This window comes from Haloechinothrix halophila YIM 93223 (assembly GCF_000504245.1).
Taxonomy (GTDB): Bacteria; Actinomycetota; Actinomycetes; order Mycobacteriales; family Pseudonocardiaceae; genus Haloechinothrix_A; species Haloechinothrix_A halophila.
The window spans coordinates 4912339-4930974 of the sequence record NZ_KI632509.1; the positions used below are offsets into that span (position 1 = coordinate 4912339).

Below are 18636 nucleotides of genomic sequence, written 5' to 3' on the forward strand. Positions count from 1 at the left end.
CGCCGGAGCGCGGAACCTGCGGCACGATAGCGCACGGCCGGGTGACGACACACCGGGCAAAGCGAGTTCCGAGTCACCGACGATCATCGCGGCCCAGGCTTATACAGTGAGCCCTCTCACTCGGCGAGGAGGACCATGGCAGAGCCCGATTCCGGGACCCGCGGCCGCGCCCGCATGTCGATGACCAACCTCGACGACATCGCGATGCTCCTGCTCGCGGTGTTCTCCGTCGGGTTGCTCGTGCACGTGACGTTCATCGAACCCTCGTTGTCGCGCGCGCTGTGGGTGATCATCGTCGATACGTCGATCTGCGGCGTGTTTCTCATCGAGTTCCTGTGGCGGTGGCGTTCGCACGGCTGGGATCGCTGGTTCCCGCTGCGCAACTTCTACGAAATCCTCGGCATGATCCCGCTGGCGCACCCCGCGCTGCGCAGCCTGCGGCTGCTGCGGATCATCGGCATCGTGGTGCGGCTGGTGCGAGCGGCGGACCTGGTGTTCGGTGAGCGGTTCACCTACCGGCTGGTGGAACGGCTCGCCGAGCCGATCGTGCTCGCGATCAAGAAGCCGATCACCGTCGCGGTGCTCGACGAGGTCGTCAAAGTGCTCGCCACCGGGCACTATCCGCGCCACCTGGCGAGTTCGCTGCGGGAGAACCACGACGAGTTGCAGGCGCTCATCGCGGAGAAGCTGGACGCGGACCCGCAGCTCGGCAGGCTGAAGCTGGTGCCGTTCCACGACCAGCTGGTGCGCACGGTGACCGAGTCGACGATGCGGGTGACGCTCGAGGTGCTGACCGACCCGCGCATCGACGAGTTCTTCGCCGACTTCATTCAGCAGGCCGAGGTGCAGATCCGCGACGCGGTGCAGCGCGGCGAGCACCAGCGGCTGCGGGAGGAGCAAGCGCGGATCGAGCGGTAGCGGCGGCTGGCGCGGATCGCCGTGGGGGGCGGGCGCGCGTCGGTAGCGGCGGTCGTCGTCGGCCCGAGAGCGCGTCAGCGACGGCGGTTGGTGCCGGTCGTCGGCTCGGCGGTCAGCGGGTCCTCCGGCCAGGCGTGCTTCGGGTAGCGACCGCGCAGCTCCGCCCGCACCTGTGGATATCCGTTCCGCCAGAACGACGCCAGATCGGTGGTGACCGCACACGGCCTGCCCGCTGGCGACAGCAAGTGCAGCACGACCGGCGCCGCGCCGTCCGCGACCACCGGCGTGCGGAGCCAACCGAACGTCTCTTGCAACCGGACCGCCAGCACCGGATCGCCCTCGGAGTAGTCGACACGGATGCGCGAACCGGTCGGCACCTCGATGCGCTCCGGGGCGAGATCGTCCAGCCGGGCGACGTGTTGCCACGGGATCAGTCTGCGCAGCAGATCGCCGGCGTCGAGCGCGGCGAGGTCCGCCCGTGAGCGGGACGTCGACAGCTCGGGTTCCAGCCATTCGTCCGCCCGCGCGAGCAGGTACGCATCGCCCATGGCTGGCCACGGCTCACCCAGCGTGCGGTGCAGGAACGCCAACCGGTCACGGAGGGCGGTGGCCTCACGTGACCAGCGCAGCAGCCCGGTGCCCTCGGTGCGCAGGCCGTCGAGCAGGGCGGATCGGATGGCGGTCGGGTCGGGGTCGGCGAGTGGCCGCTGGCTGAGTTCGATCGCGCCGAGCCAGTCGCGGCTGCGCGCCCGGACGTCGCCGTCGTCCCAGGTGATCTCGTCCTCCGTGCGGCGCAACGTGGCGGCGGCCGCCGTGGCGAGGTCGATGTCGGCAGGTGCCGCCAGCCGGATGACCGCGTGCTTCCGGCCTGGCTCGCGGGTGGCTTCGGCGACGGCGAGCCATTCCGCGTCCGCCAGTGCGCCATCGCGCGGTAGTTCCGCGGCGGTTCCGTTCGCCATGAGATACACCCGCGTGCCTGGTGCGCGACGGCGCGCGATCCGTTCGGGGTGCGCGAGGGCGATGACGTAGGCCGGGTCGGGGGTGGTGTCCGCGCGCATGGCGGCCCTTGCGTCGTCCGTGCGGGTCCCGGCCTCGGCGTCGTCCGTGCGCCGGTCGGCTCCGGTGGTGTCCGTCGCGATGCGCTCAAGGCGCGCGACGTCGTCCCGCCAGCGGCGTGCGCCCGGTGCGGTGCCACGCCGGAGTCCGGACAGCGCGGCGTCGACGTCCGTCGCGGTACTCGCGCCCGCGGCGTCGAGCAGCGCGACCACCTCCGCCGCGCAGCGTCGTCCGGCATCCTGTGCGCCGTCGAGTAACGCCCGCGCGAGCCTGGGATGCAGCCCTGCCCGCGCCATCGCCCGGCCCCTGCCGGTGACGGCACCGTCATCGTCGACCGCGCCCAGGGTCGCGAGCACCCGCACACCGGCGTCCAGCGGACCACGCGTCGGCGGATCCCACCAGGACAGACCGCCGCCGTCCGGCGTGCCCCAGCAGGCGAGTTCGAGCGCCAGCGGGGTCAGGTCCGCGATAGCGATTTCCGGTTCCGGGTATGCGGGTAGCGTGCTGTGTTCGTGTTCCGGCCAGCATCGCAGCACCAGCCCCGGTCCCTGCCGCGCCGCCCTGCCAGCGCGTTGTTCGGCGACGGCGGCGCTGACCCGCACCGTGGTCAGCCCGGAGAGCCCGCGCCGGTGGTCCACACGCGGCACTCGCGCCAGCCCGGAATCCACCACCGAGCGCACGCCTGGCACCGTCACGCTGGACTCCGCGATGGCCGTCGCGAGCACCACGCGACGCCGCTCGCTCTCCCGCAGCACGGCGTCCTGGCCGGATCCGGTCAGTCCACCGTGGAGCACCTGGACGTCCACACCGGAGTCCGGCAGATCGTCGAGCGCTCCGGACACCGCGCTGATTTCCCCCACTCCGGGCAAGAACGCCAGCACGTCGCCGTCGGCTTCGGACAGCGCGGTACGCACCGCCCGTGCGACGCAGGCCGCCACCCGCTCGCTCCTGGCGGGTGGGATGTGTCGCGTGGTGACGTCGAACAGCGGCGTCCGCGCGGTCACGATCGGTGCGGACGACCCGTCGCCAAGCAACGACGCCAGCCGGTCGGCGGCCACCGTCGCGGACGTGGCGAGCAGGCGCAGGTCGTCACGCAGCCCGCCCCTGACGTCCAGCAGCAGGGCGAGCAGCAGATCGGCGTCGAGGTGTCGTTCGTGGCACTCGTCGAGCACGACGGCGGCCACGCCGGGCAGGTCGGTGTCGGCTTGCAGGCGTCGCACCAGCAGCCCCGACGTCACGACCTCGATGCGGGTGGCGTCGGAAACCTTCCGGTCGCCACGCACCGAGTAGCCGACGGTCTGGCCCACGCGCTCGCCGAGCAACGACGCCATCCGGCGCGCGGCGGCACGGGCGGCGACCCGGCGCGGCTCGGCGACCACGATGCGGCCGTCGTAGTCCCCGGTGAGCGCGAGCGGGACGACGGTCGTCTTGCCGGTGCCGGGCGGCGCGACCAGCACGGCGCTGCCGATGTCCCGCAGTGCGCAGAGCACCTCCGGCACCACAGCACGCACCGGCAGGTCAGGCAATGCGGCGAGATGTGTGTCCACTCAACCCTCGGTCACGGCAGGCGGCGCTGGCAGCTCGTAGCCGGACGCGCCCAGGTGATGACGCAGCGAGCGCTCCCACTCGCCGCTGCCGATGAACTTCCTGATCGCGTCGTTGACCGCGCGCTGGCCGCGGTGGTCGTCCTTGCGCAGGCCAATACCGTAACGCTCCTGGGAGAACTGCTGGCCGACGACCTTGAGCAGTTCGGGGTTCTGCGCGACGTACCCGGCGAGAATGGCTTCGTCGGTGGTCACGGCGTCGAGCTGCCCAGCGAGCAGTGCGGTGACGCAGTCGGCGTAGCGGGGGTACTCCTTGAGCTCGACGTCCTTGGCGTGGCGCTGTTTGACCTGCTGGGCCGACGTCGAGCCGCTGACGGAGCACAACGTCTTGCCGTTCAGCGCGCCGGGGCCGTCGATGTCCTTCGTACGCATTCCAACCATGACGGCCTGCCCGGTGACGAAGTACGGTCCCGCGAACGCCACCACCTGCTTGCGCGACTCGGTGATCGAGTACGTGCCGACGATCATGTCAACCCGTCCGTTCACCAGCGCGGATTCCCGCTCGTCAGCGGTGACGTCGACCCACTCGATGTCCTCATCGTCGACGCCAAGCTCGTTCGCGACGAACCGAGCGAGGTCGATATCGAACCCGACGAAGCGACCGTCAAGGGTTTGTTCGGACATTCCAGGCTGACTGAACCGGGTGCCGATGACCAGGCTTTCGACGTCCTCAGCCTTGGCCACCAGCGTGTCCGGCGCCGGGTCCGAGCCGCAACTGGCGACAAGCATGGCGACACAGGTCAGCACCAGAGCAGCGATACGACTCGCGGGCCGCGCACGCCACGTAGTCACCAGGCAGATCGCCTCCTGAGCCCAGCGAGAGAGAGCCAGACGTCGACTGTGCCGACAGTAGCGTAAGCACCGTCACGACAACCCCAGATCGACATAGTCAGCAGGGGAGATTTTCACGCTGGTCAGTAGCCTGGCGGAGGCCTTGTCACGATGTGAGCACCCCACTGGCGGCCCCCTGTGCGACGGCCAGTTCGGCGTCATGTAGCGTATACACGTCGCAAGGGGCTGTGGCGCAGCTGGTAGCGCACCACACTGGCAGTGTGGGGGTCACGGGTTCGAGTCCCGTCAGCTCCACTCTTTGTGAACGTCGTTTATTCAACCCCTGACCTGCGGAGACGTGGTCGGGGGTTGATCTTATTTTGGCGTCCATAGTGGACTGGGTGCACCGCAACTGGAGCAAAACTGGAGCAGCGGTGCCGGTGTCGCGAAATGGGGTCACGGCACTGCTCCACCGGTTTTGCCCGTTTTGTACGCTTGTTGCGGGGCTGGAGCCGAGCGGCCAGTGCATGAATGCGTCTTGTCCAGACCGACCACGGGTCAAGGCGGCTTGTCCCCGCGCGGGCGGCCAACTGACTGTTGTCAGGTCAGGGGCTCGAGGACACCGGTATCGGCATGGGCTTGACCTTTGATTTGGCGCGCATGTCGACGCCACCACCGCCGACACCAACAGCACTACTGCCAGCAAACCCGCCGTGATCCACCTCTTCGTGTGTCTCGGTCGCTTCATCGTTCACGCCACGCCGCTAGTGGACCTCAACCATGGCCGCAGCCACCAGTCGCCGATCGACGTCGCCGCCTTCATAACTCGCTGACTTCGTGAGGCGGTAGCGGCCCGGCTCGGGAAGACCTCCGAACGGCCAGGTCTGCGCCTCGGTGCTCCCTCCCGGTTGCAGGAGGATTCCAACGTCGGGCCAGACACCATGCTGTGTGATCTCGACCCACCGTTCGCCGTTCCACCGCTCCTGGATGATCGGCAGACCTGTCATGACCTCTACGTCACCCCGGTTGACCAGTCGGACGGCGAGCTGCTCTCCAGCCTCCATGGAGCGCTTGTCGAGTACCAGCTGGATCGCCGCCTCACCCTGCGGCGTGTGCAGGCGGGTCACATCGCCGCGGACGACGTGGCGCGGAACGTGCGAGGTGGCGCTTGTGTCGCTCCGCAGTGGCGGCTTATCGGCCGGACCGTCATCGGCGCAGGCAGCGACAACGACTACTGCGAGGGCGACCGACATCGCCACACGGAGACGACGCGTCACAGGCTTCCCCTTCCGCAGCAGCCCCTTGCTCAAAAGACGCGGGCGATGTTCGATGCGTTGCACTGCCCTGGCGTTGCACCGGATAGCGACCGGATCAGAGCGCAGTCCGATTCGGCGCCCTACTCCAACGCATCGGACTCGAGCAACGGCGCGTGGCGCATTTCATCGACCTGCACCACCCGCAGCTCCTCGACGCCCGAATGGAATTGTTCGTCGACCTTCGATATCATCGAATCTGTGTTCGAGTGCCTATGTGATCGGGTGGCTGAGGGGCGCGAGAAGCGCTGTCCCCTGCATCCGCTGCTCAGCGTCACCGAAGGCCCAGTCTGGGTACAGCTCGACCATTTGTTCCCGAACGTTCCGCTTGAGCGCAGGAAGCCCAGCACTGGCACGCTCAACGTGCAAGGAGATGTCCCCGGCGAACTACGGAAGTGGGAACGCGCGACGGACGGTCGCTGGCTCGGTGTCGTCGACTACGCGATCAGCTACACCGACGAGCGATCCGATCATTACGAGCTGCCGGGCCAGCTTGTGCCAGCATGGGCGATACGCCCGCGCAACGACAGCACAGCCTGAACGTGCGCACGACCCCCATCGGCAGGCAGAGTTATCCACATCTGAGCAAGCAGGCAGGTCCGGCGCGCCGAGGAGACCCGTCACCAAGACCTGATGGCGCAAGTGATCCGCGTGATCGCCTCGTGCTACGCCCACCGGCCGGGACGGCAGCCTGAGTGGCGTTCCAGCAGGCTGTTAGGGCAGGTTGTTCTGGCCCCGCCTGGGCAGGGTGCCTCGGCCCCACTTGGGTTTGGACAAGTTGATCTGGCCCACCTTGCCGTGGGTGAACATGAGCTGGCCGCCTCCGCACCGACGACGACACCCACGACATCATCGACGCCCTGCTGGCAGTGCCGAATCTAAGGACGGATGTTAGACCTGAATGCCGAATGTCGCTGAGACAGCGATGCGCCCACTACGGGTGAACCGGACCTTGCGTGGCCCGTCCTGGCGCACGAGCCATCGATTAAGCAACATGGTGTCCAGGAGTCCGGCGCCCACCGCGCCGGCAAGATGATGCCGTCGCTGACTCCAGTCCAGGCACGACCGCACGAGCGGCCGCCGAGAGGCCTGTGGCGCGACGTCGACACCGATGTCGCTGAACAGCTCCAACCCCGATGTCGTGAGGTGGACCTGTTCGTCGTCTGCAATCAGATACCTGTCGTCGACAAGCTGGCCATAGATGCGCACTGCCACCTCGCCGGCGAGGTGGTCGTAGCAGGTGCGAGCGAACGCCACGGCCGTCGCAACCGGTGGTGCGGGCACTGAGAGTGCGGTTGCGCCCAGGGATTCCAGCATGTCGGCGATCCGGTGATCGGCTATGCGGAAGTAGCGGTGTCTCCCCTGCGCTTCAACCGCCACCATGCCTGAGTCACGCAGTTTGCGGAGATGCTCACTCACCGTGGACGCGCTGACCTGCAAGTGACGGGCGAGTTCGCTGTTGGTGTGGGCGCGACCGTCCATCAACGCCGTCAGCAGTCCGGCGCGCGTGTCGTCGGCGAGCAGCGAGCCGATGACCGCAAGCGGATTGCGTTCCATGAGAACAACGTATCCGCTCGATAGTTCGGCCCGCACCGAAACGTCGGTGGTTAGCGTTGGCTGCAGGAGGTGCCAAGAGTGATTGCGATGATCTTCGAGTTCTGGTTCGACCAAAGCGCGCCCGAGATCTACGAGGAGTACCTGCGTGAGTCCGAACGGGTTCGCGCGGCCCTGGCCGAAGTCGAGGGTTGTCACGGCGTGGAGCGGTTCTCGAGCTGCGCTACGCCGGGCAAGTTCGTAGCGATCGGGTTCTTCGATAACGAGGAGGCCGTCACGCGCTGGCGCAACCGTCCAGAGCATCGACGCGCACAAGGCTTGGGCCGAGCTCGCCTGTTCACCGACTATCGCCTGCGCATGGCGGAGCTGGTCCGCGACTACGGCCCGCACGACAGGGCGGAGGTTCCAATGGACAGCCGCCGAGTCCACGGATAGCAAGAAGGGGATTGACGTGTTCGACATCGAGCTGGATTTGACGGATGATCCGGGCTCGCTTGCGGCAGTCGGTGAGGCCTTGGAGCAGGCCGGCGTCAGCATTGAAGGCGGCGGGATGTTCGTTGCCGCACGGAGGGGCGTTGCGCATTTCCTCGTCGAGAACGGCGACGCCGCCGGGCAAGCGTTAGTCACGGACGGGATCACGGTCCGTGACTGCCGTCCGGTCGTCATGCTGCGCTTGAACCAAGACGAGCCGGGTCAACTCGGCAAGGTCTGTCGGGCGATGGCCGACCAGGGGGTCAACATCGACGTGCAGTACAGCGACCATGCTGGTCAACTGGTCCTTGTGGTCGACGACCACGATCGCGGGCTGCAGGTTGCAAGCCAATGGATGGCCGCCCGCCTCGGCTGACGACCGGATCCTGCACCCTCCAGCCCCGAACGATTAGGCCGGCAGCCCACGGAACTCATGCCTGTCGGGGGCGAAGCACCGCCGACACCCGGCACCGCGAACGCTACCGCCCTGCCCAGCCCCACGACGCTCTGCAGCGCCCACGGCCAGCCGGTTCACCCCTCCAGTGGGGCCAAAACAACCTGCTCGCCGAGCGAGCGACCGCGCAAGTGGGCCCAAATCAACTTGTCCGACACCCCTCAGATGGGACCGGCTCAACCTGCTGAAAACACAGCAGGCCAAGGCGTGAGGGAACCCGTGCCGCCATTCGGGATGATGCCCACAACCACGAGGTGCAGCATCCACGAGTACCCGGCAGGGTCCTACCGGAAATGGGTGGAGACGGGAGCGAACCAGTTAACGCTGCCGGTACCCCGGCTGGTCGTCGTGGAAGGCGCGCCCCTGAACACCTACGACTACCGCGACCTCACCATCCGCCACCGCATCGGGCTCGTTCCGATCGTACGCTGACCTTCGTGTTCGGTCCGCACTGTGAAGGGCTCGTGTACTACCTGGTGCTCGACGTCGGCGCGCGCGTCGTAATCCTCGATGTGCACTGGTTCGGCTAACGCCTAGGAGCGCCAGAACGGCGCTAGTTCGGCGAGCACACCACGGCCGACTGATGTCAGCGCGATCGGCACGCTGGTGTCGGGCGTCAGGGGGCCGAGCGGTGGTGCGTATGGCACCGGGACGGGCACCCGCACCATGTCGTCGATGAGGGAGGTTGCAAGTCCGGGGGTGTGCACGTCGACACGGATGAGCTGGGGCGCGAGCGTCGCCGTGGTGAGGCCACGATGCACCTTCGAGCGGGTTCCGCACACCTGCTCCAGCGTGCCAAGTTCGCGCAGGAAGTCGGCCATGGGCCGCGTGAGGCGATGCGCGGCAAGAAGACGCGCCAGCGGGGTGGTTGCACCGCTCTCACCACCCCCACGAGGGGGTTTCGTGTAGGGGCGCAGGTCGTGGCGGTCGATCTGGAACGAGTGCGGCCCCGCGTGCGCGACGAAGAGCAGACAGGGATCCGTCTCGGCGCTCGCCTCAACGGCCGCGTCGGTCGCACACGGCAGCAGGATCGCCAGATCACGGTCACGGATCGTTGCGTCATCGGTCCAGCGCAGCCACCAGTCTCGGCGCTTGGCGTCACTTTGAGCGAGCGCGTGGTGCTGGCCGCGGTGACGGTGAGAGAGCTCGCAGCGCAGCCACGGGTAGAGATCCTTGATAAGGACGGGCTGTGGGACCGCGCGCAGCACCTCCCAGTCGAGTTCGCTCAGCACAGCCAGCGCGGTGCACCGCCGCAGCAGACCGGTCATGACGCCCACCGACCGACATCGCTGCCCTCACCGCCAACACCGCCGGCGTGCGCCAGTTCCACCCTGAGCTGATCGGAGGGAATGTCGCATAGCTGCGCCATGCGAGCGACGGCAGCGGGTGGAAGCGTGACCGCCGTGGTACCGCCTTCGGACAGGCGTGCCGCCGCCCACTGGCGTAGTGGCCGCAGCTCGGGGTGGGCGATCTCGACAACACTCGCCAGGTCCATGCTGATCGCGGTGTCGTGGCCTCCGATGACGGCGTGGTCTACGCGCTCCAGCACAGCGTGGGGGCGGTCGCCGAGAGTCAGGCACAGCTCGGCGAACCGCGTCACGTTGAGGGCCCGCGTGCCGTGTTCCCATGCGGCCAGGGTTTGCGTGGAGATTGACATCGACAGGCGCGACAGGACGTCGGAGCGAGTCCAGCCCCGAGCCTTCCGCATTCTTCGCAGCTCTCCGCCGAGCGCGATCTGGTACTGCTCGGTATCCGGTATCAGCACGTCGATTCTCCCGATCGTCGTGCGATATCCCCGCTAGCGCCCCTCACAAGGTACCGATGCCCCGTATCAGGGGCGAGCGATTCGCGCGGCAGTGATACGAGCCGCTCAGTACACCCGTTTGGACGGTTCCCGGTCATCGCGTTCCTGCTCTTCAGCTTTGGCGGCGTGATACTCGCCCACCAGATGGGCGTTGTTGATGAGGACCAGTTCTGCACCACGCTTGCGTAGCTCCGCGTCCCACACGGCTACGGTTCGCCCGGTCGGCTCTGTGCGTTGAGGCGGGGCCGTGGCCGTATAGCGCGCCCGCCTTGAGGTCAGACTTCCTCACCCGAATTTCCTCACTGCCGACTCTAGATCCGCCGTGAGCTCGGCGAATCCCTTGAGTTCGGCGTCTAGTTCGAGCTCGCCGGCGCAGTCGGCACACAGCGGCTCGCCGTCCCACGACCGCAGCCACGTCTGCCAGGGAGGGGCCATCGACCACCAGGTGCCGCACTCGCGACACATCGCGTCGCCATCCGGACCAATTTCTCGTCCGGCGCGCACCGCCAGCGCGAACGCAAGCGCGCACTCACACTCGTGTGGGACCCGGGCTCGCGCCAAGGCACACAACGACACCGCGCTCACTGTGGCCGTCGCGCGCACGATGCAGCATTCCACCCCGCCCTCCGCAAGTTAAATAAAATAACAACTTATTTTCTAGTTGTTTATAAACGTATAGCGCATCGCTAGTGCTTCTATCAAGGTTTCGATGTGCCGAAACCGCCGCCCGTGTCCGCCGCTGCGGCCGAGCTCGGCCGCCGCCTGCGGCAGCGCCGCAAAGCGGCGAACTTCACTCAACTCGAGCTCGCCTACCAGGCAGCCAGCACGGTCGCCGCGATCAGCAACTACGAAAACGGTCGTATGCTGCCCAGCCTCACGACGCTGCTCGACCTCGCCTACGTACTCCAGGTTGATCCCGGCGAACTAGTTAGCCAGCTCAAGCCAGACACATCCCCAGCCGACCGGCTCGGGACCGGACGTCGAGTCGAGCGCTGACACCTGGCCAACCCGCGTCCAGCACCCGTAGCAGATACGCGGAGCGGTTGACCGAGAATGCGGCGGCCACCCTGCATCGGCACGAGGTGTTGTTGCGGTCGGCCATCTCCGGCCCCACCCTGCCGACAGTGGTGGGCGGCGGTGTCCCGCTGGGCGCGGTCAGGGTCGAGCGCGCGGGCGTGGCAGGCTGCGGCAATGGGTTCGGTCCATCGGCCTGCGTGTCGTGGTAGCTGCTTCGATCTCGGCGGCGGTCGTGGTGATTCGCTCCTACGGTTGGGGGTCGCGGGGGTCAGGGTGCGGCCGGTTGCGCGGCGCGGTCAAGCGGCGGCGCGCCAGGTGGTGTCGTGGTTGGTGGCGGCGTTGGCGACGGCCTTTTCCCAGCGGGCTTGGAGGTGGTCGAGCAGACGGGCTTCGACCTCGTCGGCGACGTGGGAGTAGGTGCGTTGGATCTTGTCTTTGAGCACGTGCCCGAGGCGCACGGATTGGGCGATCTCGGGGATGCCGTCGGCGATCATCCAGGTCTTATGGCCGTGCCGGAGTCCATGGAAGGTCAGGCCAGCGCAGGCGGGCTGCAGCCGTATGCGCGGGTTTCTCACCTGCAGGTTGCCGTCGGCGGCGGGTCGCATGGCGCGGCGGGAGAAGTTGCTACGCCGGAGTAGTTGTCCATCCAGGCTGACGAAGACGTGCTCGTGGTCGTGGGTTTCCAGGTGCGCACGCAGCAGCCGGACGAGGAACGGGGGCAGGCTGATGGTGCGGGCCGATTCCTCTGTCTTGGGTGGGCCGAGCCAGAGCTTGCCGGTGGAGTCTTCGTGCAGCGCCCCGGTCTCGGGATCGACGACGAGATCGCCGGTGTCGTCGTCGAACAGGTGCAGGTTGGGGCGGCGCAACCCAGCCAGCTCGCCCCAGCGAGATCCAGTCCAGCCGCCGGTGACGACGAGGACTCCTGCCCCGGGCCCGTAGAAGGCGGCGGCCTGGTCGGCGACGTCGAGCGTTGCGGCGGGTTCGGCCCAGACCTTCTCGGGGGTGCGGGTGGTGTGGCGGCGACGTCCGCGACGACGGGGGCGGATGGGGTTGGCGGGGATGAGTTTCTCGTCCGCGGCATCGGAGAGCATCAGGCGGAACAGCTTCATGATGTCGTCGACGGTCACCGGGGCCAACCCGCCCGCACGCAACTTCTTGGCCCAGGCGTGTGCTTTGAGACCGGTGATCGCAGACAGGGCGGTGTCGCCCCAGCGTGGCTGGATATGGACGGCCCACCGGTTGCGGTAGTTCTGTTCGGTGCGGGGGTCGACATCGAGTGCGTCGAACCAGTCGGGGTCAACGAACTCGCTGAGGGTTGTCTGCCCGGCGGCGGGGTCGATCCAGGTCCCTCTACGGCGATCGGATTCCAGGTCGTCGGCGTGGTCTTGGGCGGCCGTCTTACTGGTGAATCCCGGGATGGCGCCGATGGTGCCGTCGTCGCGCCGGTAGCGGACTCGCCAGGTGTCGTCGCCGCATTGCTCTACCCAAGCCATGATGACGGCCCTCCGTGGTGTGGTCGGTGGTGTCAGGCAGAGCGGATGGACGCTCGTCTCCGCAGCGATGACAAGCCGCCGAAGGACGGATTCAGCGGGTCCTCCGGCCTCCGGCGGCGCGGGCCGGGCGGGTGCCGGTCGCGACTATGTCGTGTAGGTCGGCGTCGCTGAACCGCAGGTGTCGGCCGAGGTAGGTGCAGCGGACGCGCCGCTGCCCGGCCTGGCGACGCAGCCAGGACTCGGGCACCTTCAACAAACGAGCGGCTTCCGCCGGGGTGTACAGGACCGGTGGGCTCGACCGGGCGCCGGTTCCCTCCCGCGTGCCGGCCGACCCAGGCGAGTGGGCCCGTGCGGTGCTCATGCCGCCCGTCCCGGCGCGGTGGGGGCTGGTTCGCCCGCTGGTGGCATGTCTGCGGCGGGGCCGGGGTCGACACCGGACGCGCCGATCTCGACGGGTGTCCGCGAATGCCGAAGGTCGATCAGTTCTTCTGAACCCACTAGGGGTGTGGTGAGGATGAGGACGCCTTCGTGGGCGATGACGTAGGCGGGGACGCCGCGGGCACGGAGCTTGCGGACGTAGCCGAGCTGGAGAAACCGCAGCGGCGGGCCGGCGTCGTGAGTGGAGGCCGGGGTGGTCACGCCGCGTCCACCTCCTTCCCGTGTCCGCAGTACTCGCCAGCGGCGGGGTCGCCGATGAGCTCAGCCAGGTCTGCCAGCAGCAGCGCCACGGCGTAGGCGGCCTGCTGGGGCACGACGCCGTTTCCCAGGGCGCGGAGTTGTGCGGTGCGAGGCAGCGGGAGGCTGGTCACCCAGCCTGGCTCGAGTCCCATTAGGAATTCAACGAAGTCGGGGGCCAGCACGGGGCGGCCGTGCGTACCGGGCTGGGTGGGAAACGGCGCGCCTCGGCCGAGTATTTCTTCCCATCGCCGCACGGCCGCCGCATAGTTGCCCCAGTCCACTCGGGAATGAGCTGTCGCCGGCTTCGCGAGCTCGTGACTGGCTGGGTTCGCGACGGCTACGAGCCGGCCTCGTCCGCCTCCGGGGTGAGCAGGTGCATGATCGCCGAGGGCAACATCAGGTCGCCCTTGGAGCCCCGTTGCGCCGGGCAGCCCTTGGTCCCGTCGCTCGCCCGCGGCGTCGGCAGGAATGCCTCGGGATCGACCAGCGGGAGCACCTGCTGCGACAGCGGCGGCCGGAAACCCGCTCCCGCCCGCCGGCCCGACGTGCCGGTGTCCGAGGCTCTCGGCGTCGGCAACAACCGAATCGAATCGGTCAGCGTCACACACCCCACCGGGGTCGGGCGCCCCGGTTTCACCACGGTTTGGATCGCGGCCGAACGGGAGTCCGCCGCCGTCGGGGTGGGCAGCAGTTTCACCGTGGCGTGCACCGCGTCGTGGAGGTTGACTTGGTGACCGCCGGCTCGGCGCCGCGCCGGGTCCGCCGGGCCCCGGTTGTCGCCGTCGCGGGCTTGCGGGGTCGGCAGCATCCGCGTCGAAACTGGCGCGGGGCCAGGCGAGCAGGAACACCCTCTCTCGTCGGTGGGCCGCGCCGATGTCGGCGGCGCGGACGCTACGCCAGAGCGCGTCATACCCCGCTTCGGCCAGGTCTCCGAGTACACGGTGCAGGCCGCCGTTTCGCCAGCGCAGTGCGGCGACGTTCTCCACGACGACGAGCGGCGGTCGTAGGCAGCGAATTCCTGCCACGATGTCGGTCCACAGTCCACTGCGTTGGCCTTTCTCGATGCCGAACCTGCGGCCGGCGGCGCTGATGTCCTGGCAGGGGAACCCGGCGGTGAGCACCTCGACCGGCTCCACGCGGGTCCAGTCGATGGTGCGCACATCGCCGAGGTTGGGGACGCCGGGCATCCGCGCGGCGAGGATCCGGGCGATGTGGGGATCGTTGTCAGCGCACCAGGCGATGCGGCCCCCACCGAGCGCGGTGAGTACGCCGAGGTCCAATCCGCCGTATCCGGTGCAGACCGATCCAAGGACTGGACCCGGTCTCGCGGCGACCGACAACGTCTCGGCAGTGGCCGCCGCCGCGGCGAGGGTGGAGTCGTGCCCAGATCCGCGTGTGGTGCGGTCGGGTCGGGTGCTCATGCCGCCCGGCTCCCCGACACGCGCGAGCCACCGCTCGGGTTCCCGGTGTGTCGTGCTCGGCCGCCGAGGGAGCCTCGGACATCCTGACCGTCCGTCGTGATGGCTGAACCCACGGACTTTCGAGGTGTGGTGAGGATGAGGACGTCTTCGTGGGCGATGACATGGGCGGGGACGCCGCGGGCACGGAGTTTGCGGATGTAGCCGAGCTGGAAGAAGGACGCGCGGGGTATCAGGCGGCCGTCACGCAGCCCAGCGAGCAGGGCGACGCAGCGCTGCACGGGGGCGAGTCCGGCGGCGACGGCGGCATCGAGGGTGAGGGCGGGGAAGTCGATGAGCTCGCCGTCGACGCGAAACGGCCGGGTGGTGATCGCGACGATCCCGCCGGGGGCAAGCAGGGGCATGCTGGTGCGGAGGATGTCGGTGAAGCCGCGCAGCAGTGCGGACAGGCTGCGGTGGGCGAGGTTCGCGCGGTCGTGGCCGTAGCGGTGGTCGCGCTTGCGGACACCGCCGCGTCGGCCGGGAGTAGCGATGACCTGGCCGTGCAGGCTGCTGCCGTAGGGCGGTGAGGTGAGCAGCAGCCTGACGCGGCCGGCGTGGGTGCCGGCCAGGGCGGGGAGCTGCTGGCGGGCGTCGCCGGTGCTGACGTGTCCGGTTCCGGGTGCGCCGAGTTGCGCGGCGAGTGCGAGGTTGGCCTGGGCGACGTCGACCCACCGTGGCTCGTACTCAACACCGAGGCCGTGGCGGCCAAGGTGGGCCGCCTCGACGAGGGTGGTGCCGATGCCGCACATCGGGTCGAGTACGTACTCGCCGGGCTGGGTGAAGGTGGCGATGGCGTGGGCAGCGATGGCAGGCAGCATCTTTGCCGGGTGCGCGGTGGAGGCGGGCACATAGCGTGCGCGCCGCTGGGTGCCGGCGGGGCGCTGCGCGGTGGTCCACACCGATACCGGCGGCCGGGCGGGCTCGGGGGACGAGACGGTGGTGGGCTCGTTCATCGGCGCTCCGTTTCGGTGGCGGCGCTGACGCGGTTGATGGGGTCGGGTTGTGTGTCTGTCGGTGCTGGTGAACTCGCGGCCGGCCCCGGTGCGGTGAAGATCAACAAGTCGCTGTGGGCGGGGACGTGGACGGCGCGGTGTGCCTCCGGCGAGGACGTCGGCGGGTCGGCTACCAGTAGCCGGTCGCCGTCGACGTGGGCGAGCACCGCGACGATGTGTTGGAGGTAGCTCAGCCCGGTGGCCTCGGCGGCGCGAACGACGGCGGCGGTGTGGTGGGCGAAGTCGTCGACCCCGGCCGGGTTGGCGGTGACCACCGCGAGCACACCGCCAGGCCGCAGCCATCGCGCCCAGGTGAGGTAAGGCTGCCCGTCATCGTCGACGAACGGCACCGGCAGCTCGACAGCCAGGATCAGACCGACCGACCCATCCGGCGGGCACCGGCCGCTACCCCGCTCGCGGTGACCGACGGTGACCGGAGCCGCGGTCTGGGTGGGCAGTCGCCGACCAGCGCGGGCGGCCATGACCGCAGCGACACGAGCGGCGTCGAGCCCGGTGGCCATCACGGTGTCGGCGGGACGGGAGAATTCCTCGGCCACCCTTGCCACGAGGGCGCGGGACAGCCCTTGTACCAGTGGTGGTAGCCCAGCCTCGCCCTCGGCGGTCGGGGCGCACAGCCAAATTCCCAACGGGACCGGGAACGAACGAGGACCGGTTTTGGGTGACGCCACTTTCGGCGTGGTGTCGCATTTCACTGTGACGACCCCTTTCGCAATTTCGAGGCGCGGATCGATAGGACCCGGACACCCTTCTAAAGCGCGTCACAGGGACGGGTTTGGGAAATATCCCCAGAGAATTTCTTTGTCACGCCGCGCCATATCCGACAGCGCCCACCACCGTGACGTCGTAACCGAAAGCAAGACCACCAAGGACATCGCGCTCACTGCGCTACGGGCGCGCGACAAGCACAAGAGAGACACACGAATCGTCGACACCATCCGGGCGGTACCCGACTCGGTGAGCAGCTCCGCGCGGAAGGCAGCCGCGCGCTGCCTCGCGACGGCCGCCCGGTCAGGCTCGACGTCGCCAGCGTCCGTGAGGCGCTCGCGGACCGCGCACGCGCCACCTCACGCTGAGACAGCATCTGTGACGGCAAGACCCTATGCGACACACGCGACGGCTCCTTCACGGTCGCCGACGGCGTCGTCTCCGCATGGAGCTGCGCGCAGCTGTCGCGGTGCTTTCCGTGGTCGGGCGAACCACTGAACGCGACCGGCGCGAGAGCCTACGTCCGACCTGACGCCAGGCGATCTCGCCCGCTACCCGGGCGAGATCCGCGCGGCCATGTGGCGGGGAGCAGGCTACGAGTGTCGGCGGCGGGATCCGTGAGTAGGGACCGGTGTGCGCTGCGGCCAGCCGGCCAGTGAGCCTGTGACCTGATCGTGATGTTCGAAGGTTCGGCGGGTGCGGTCGGTGTCGGGCGGACCCTTACGGATTCCTTGCGTCGATGGTCAGCGGCCGTGTCAGGTCCGACGGCGCTAGGTCTTGCGGGTTCCTGGCGCGCGACCTTACGCACCTGGCGCAGCGGCTTACGCGGCGCGTGAAGATCGACTCGCAAGGTCTGGGTAAGGCGCTCGTGGCGGCCTGGGTGGGCGAGCACACCGCTCGCATCGCCATCACGAGAGGGGCTGTCCGCGATGACCACCCGAGACCAGCGTTTCCACCATCTCGACGACTCCGAGCGACACGACCCGCCGAGCCCGGTCGACCCGCGCGGCGGCGCGTGCGATGAGGCGGTGTCTGCGCCGCGGGTGCTGGATGCGGCGGAGGCCGCGTTCCGGTTGCTGACCACCGGCCCGGCGCCGCTGGCGGTGGACGGGGCGGTGCTCGGGCACGGTCTGCCGCGCCGGCTGCTGCCGCTGGACGAGGTGCGCGAGCTGTTGTTGAACGCGGGCACCGGGCACGAGGCGCGGGAAGCGATCTGGCAGGTGCTGGTGCGCAACGCGCGCGAGCGCGGCGCCGCCTGGGTGGTGGGCGCGGTCGGGGTGGCGATCCCGGGGCTGCGCAACGTGGCCGGCGAGTTGGCCCGCGGCTACACCGGTGACGTCGAGGATCTCGACGCCGAGGTCGTCGCGGGCTTCACCGAACGGCTCAAGACGATCGACCCCGACGCGGGGTCGTTGGCCGCGCGCCTGGTGTGGGCGGCGCAGCGCGCGGGAGCCAGGCTACGGGCGGCCGAGTGGGAGCATGCCGCGCGGAGACTGCCGTTGCTGGACTCGATCGAGCCGCCCGCCCCGTGGGGGCATCCGGACCTGGTGCTGGCCGACGCGGTCACCGAAGGCATCATCACCGAATTCGAGGCGTCGGTGATCATCGCGACCCGCCTGGAAAACACGCATCTGACCACGCTGGCTCGAACGCTGGAATTCAGCTACGAGCAATTGCGTTATCTGCGCGATCTCGCCGAATACCGGCTGGTTCGCTATCTCACCGAACAACGGCGAAAAAGAATCTTCAACAAGATTTCCCAAACCGCGGCCTGAACCGCGCTTTAGAAGAGTGCGGGGGAATTGGGCCGTATACCGCCCCGCTGGGTGTCGGCGACGGCCCCTCCGCGACACACCGTCTCGCCGCACACCCGCCGAGAACCCGACCACCGCAATGACGGGAGGCACGAGCATGATCGTCCGGTCATCGGGCCGCCGCCCGACCCGTTCCCCTCACGGCGGCCGACTGTGGTCACGGTGCGTGACCGTGATGCTGGTCGTGGCGGTGGTGGTGGTCGTGACGACGCCTCCGGTGGCGTGGGCCCAGACGGGGCAGCAGCAGCTGGAGCAGGTGATCGCGAATCTGCGGAACTTCCTGGTCGGTCTGCTGGTCGGCTTGTCGACGCTGTTCCTCACGCTCGGGGGCGTTCGGTACTTGGCCGCCGACGGTGACCCGGGGGAGGTCGAGCGGGCGAAGAAGAGCCTGCGTAACGCCTTACTGGGGTATGCGCTGGCGGCGCTGGCACCGGTGGCGGTCTCGATCTTGCGGTCGCTGGTGGGCTGAGCGATGACCGCAGCGTGCGCGCGCCTGGCTCGTCATCGGCGT

Annotated in this window: 22 protein-coding genes, 1 tRNA gene and 1 pseudogene; 10 read left to right on the forward strand and 14 right to left on the reverse strand. The window is 68.6% G+C overall.

Features of this window, described 5'->3' with window-relative positions; all coding sequences use genetic code 11:
* The first annotated feature begins 135 nt into the window (after positions 1-135).
* Entirely contained in the window at positions 136-918 is a 783-nt protein-coding gene (locus AMYHA_RS22370; RefSeq protein WP_034274304.1) for a hypothetical protein, read from the forward strand.
* A gap of 74 nt (positions 919-992) precedes the next feature.
* Here AMYHA_RS22370 and hrpB read toward each other — a convergent pair whose 3' ends face one another.
* The gene (hrpB, locus tag AMYHA_RS22375; protein WP_157362313.1) at positions 993-3521 is read right to left on the reverse strand and encodes an ATP-dependent helicase HrpB; all 2529 of its coding nucleotides are present in this window, start codon (positions 3519-3521) and stop codon (positions 993-995) included.
* Entirely contained in the window at positions 3522-4307 is a 786-nt protein-coding gene (locus AMYHA_RS22380; protein ID WP_034278412.1) for a glutamate ABC transporter substrate-binding protein, read from the reverse strand.
* A gap of 284 nt (positions 4308-4591) precedes the next feature.
* Here AMYHA_RS22380 and AMYHA_RS22385 point away from each other — a divergent pair.
* Positions 4592-4664, forward strand: a tRNA-Ala gene (locus AMYHA_RS22385).
* Positions 4665-5113: 449 nt separating this feature from the next.
* Here AMYHA_RS22385 and AMYHA_RS22390 read toward each other — a convergent pair.
* Positions 5114-5626 carry an immunoglobulin-like domain-containing protein gene (locus tag AMYHA_RS22390; RefSeq protein ID WP_157362315.1) on the reverse strand — a complete coding sequence of 171 codons (513 nt, stop codon included), beginning with the start codon at positions 5624-5626 and terminating at the stop codon, positions 5114-5116.
* A gap of 261 nt (positions 5627-5887) precedes the next feature.
* On the opposite strand from AMYHA_RS22390, the gene AMYHA_RS22395 reads away from it, so the two are divergent.
* On the forward strand, positions 5888-6202 hold the full coding sequence (locus tag AMYHA_RS22395; protein WP_051400192.1) for a hypothetical protein: 315 nt from the start codon (positions 5888-5890) through the stop codon (positions 6200-6202).
* Between the two features lie 351 nt (positions 6203-6553).
* On the opposite strand, the gene AMYHA_RS22400 is transcribed toward AMYHA_RS22395, so the two are convergent.
* Complete coding sequence (locus AMYHA_RS22400; RefSeq protein WP_034271117.1) at positions 6554-7219, reverse strand: ArsR/SmtB family transcription factor; 666 nt, start codon at positions 7217-7219, stop codon at positions 6554-6556.
* 87 nt (positions 7220-7306) lie between these two features.
* Here AMYHA_RS22400 and AMYHA_RS22405 point away from each other — a divergent pair, with 87 nt between their 5' ends.
* The 3 genes from AMYHA_RS22405 to AMYHA_RS27215 all read left to right on the forward strand — a co-directional run bounded on the left by AMYHA_RS22405 (position 7307) and on the right by AMYHA_RS27215 (position 8573).
* Positions 7307-7651 carry an antibiotic biosynthesis monooxygenase family protein gene (locus AMYHA_RS22405; protein ID WP_157362088.1) on the forward strand — a complete coding sequence of 115 codons (345 nt, stop codon included), beginning with the start codon at positions 7307-7309 and terminating at the stop codon, positions 7649-7651.
* Positions 7652-7667: 16 nt separating this feature from the next.
* Positions 7668-8063, forward strand: coding sequence for a hypothetical protein (locus AMYHA_RS22410; protein WP_034271308.1), 396 nt, complete (start codon positions 7668-7670; stop codon positions 8061-8063).
* Positions 8064-8348: 285 nt separating this feature from the next.
* Complete coding sequence (locus AMYHA_RS27215) at positions 8349-8573, forward strand: hypothetical protein (RefSeq protein ID WP_157362317.1); 225 nt, start codon at positions 8349-8351, stop codon at positions 8571-8573.
* A gap of 101 nt (positions 8574-8674) precedes the next feature.
* On the opposite strand, the gene AMYHA_RS22415 is transcribed toward AMYHA_RS27215, so the two are convergent.
* Together AMYHA_RS22415 and AMYHA_RS22420 are read right to left on the reverse strand one after the other, a co-directional pair.
* Positions 8675-9409 (reverse strand): hypothetical protein, encoded by a 735-nt coding sequence (locus tag AMYHA_RS22415; RefSeq protein ID WP_157362319.1) that lies wholly within the window; start codon positions 9407-9409, stop codon positions 8675-8677.
* Positions 9406-9906, reverse strand: a complete 501-nt coding sequence (locus tag AMYHA_RS22420; protein ID WP_051400193.1) for a helix-turn-helix domain-containing protein — start codon at positions 9904-9906, stop codon at positions 9406-9408. Before AMYHA_RS22420 ends, AMYHA_RS22415 begins: the two co-directional genes overlap by 4 nt.
* 750 nt (positions 9907-10656) lie before the next feature.
* Between AMYHA_RS22420 and AMYHA_RS22430 the strand changes: the two genes are divergently transcribed.
* Positions 10657-10941, forward strand: a complete 285-nt coding sequence (locus tag AMYHA_RS22430) for a helix-turn-helix domain-containing protein (RefSeq protein ID WP_034274317.1) — start codon at positions 10657-10659, stop codon at positions 10939-10941.
* 47 nt (positions 10942-10988) lie between these two features.
* Positions 10989-11171 (forward strand): hypothetical protein, encoded by a 183-nt coding sequence (locus AMYHA_RS22435; protein ID WP_034274320.1) that lies wholly within the window; start codon positions 10989-10991, stop codon positions 11169-11171.
* 87 nt (positions 11172-11258) lie between these two features.
* Here the strand turns inward: AMYHA_RS22435 and AMYHA_RS22440 are convergent, their stop codons facing one another.
* The 8 genes and pseudogenes from AMYHA_RS22440 to AMYHA_RS28065 all read right to left on the reverse strand — a co-directional run bounded on the left by AMYHA_RS22440 (position 11259) and on the right by AMYHA_RS28065 (position 16142).
* The gene (locus AMYHA_RS22440) at positions 11259-12455 is read right to left on the reverse strand and encodes a tyrosine-type recombinase/integrase (protein ID WP_034274322.1); all 1197 of its coding nucleotides are present in this window, start codon (positions 12453-12455) and stop codon (positions 11259-11261) included.
* Between the two features lie 91 nt (positions 12456-12546).
* Entirely contained in the window at positions 12547-12816 is a 270-nt protein-coding gene (locus AMYHA_RS28455) for a helix-turn-helix domain-containing protein (protein ID WP_169732970.1), read from the reverse strand.
* Positions 12813-13094 carry a hypothetical protein gene (locus tag AMYHA_RS22445; RefSeq protein WP_034274324.1) on the reverse strand — a complete coding sequence of 94 codons (282 nt, stop codon included), beginning with the start codon at positions 13092-13094 and terminating at the stop codon, positions 12813-12815. The genes AMYHA_RS28455 and AMYHA_RS22445 overlap by 4 nt, the downstream gene beginning before the upstream one ends.
* Positions 13091-13414 (reverse strand): hypothetical protein, encoded by a 324-nt coding sequence (locus tag AMYHA_RS28050; protein ID WP_231104984.1) that lies wholly within the window; start codon positions 13412-13414, stop codon positions 13091-13093. The genes AMYHA_RS22445 and AMYHA_RS28050 overlap by 4 nt, the downstream gene beginning before the upstream one ends.
* 56 nt (positions 13415-13470) lie before the next feature.
* Positions 13471-13830, reverse strand: coding sequence for a hypothetical protein (locus AMYHA_RS28055; protein WP_231104985.1), 360 nt, complete (start codon positions 13828-13830; stop codon positions 13471-13473).
* A gap of 196 nt (positions 13831-14026) precedes the next feature.
* Positions 14027-14554: pseudogene (locus tag AMYHA_RS28060) on the reverse strand (DNA cytosine methyltransferase); the annotation flags it as partial.
* Positions 14551-15546, reverse strand: a complete 996-nt coding sequence (locus tag AMYHA_RS26620) for a TRM11 family SAM-dependent methyltransferase (protein ID WP_231104862.1) — start codon at positions 15544-15546, stop codon at positions 14551-14553. The gene AMYHA_RS26620 and the pseudogene AMYHA_RS28060, both read right to left, overlap by 4 nt.
* The gene (locus AMYHA_RS28065) at positions 15543-16142 is read right to left on the reverse strand and encodes a class I SAM-dependent methyltransferase (protein ID WP_051400194.1); all 600 of its coding nucleotides are present in this window, start codon (positions 16140-16142) and stop codon (positions 15543-15545) included. The genes AMYHA_RS26620 and AMYHA_RS28065 overlap by 4 nt, the downstream gene beginning before the upstream one ends.
* Positions 16143-17240: 1098 nt before the next feature.
* On the opposite strand from AMYHA_RS28065, the gene AMYHA_RS22465 reads away from it, so the two are divergent.
* Complete coding sequence (locus AMYHA_RS22465) at positions 17241-18086, forward strand: hypothetical protein (protein WP_157362321.1); 846 nt, start codon at positions 17241-17243, stop codon at positions 18084-18086.
* A 214-nt stretch (positions 18087-18300) separates the two neighbouring features.
* The gene (locus AMYHA_RS22470) at positions 18301-18594 is read left to right on the forward strand and encodes a pilin (protein ID WP_051400490.1); all 294 of its coding nucleotides are present in this window, start codon (positions 18301-18303) and stop codon (positions 18592-18594) included.
* The last annotated feature ends 42 nt before the right edge of the window (positions 18595-18636 follow it).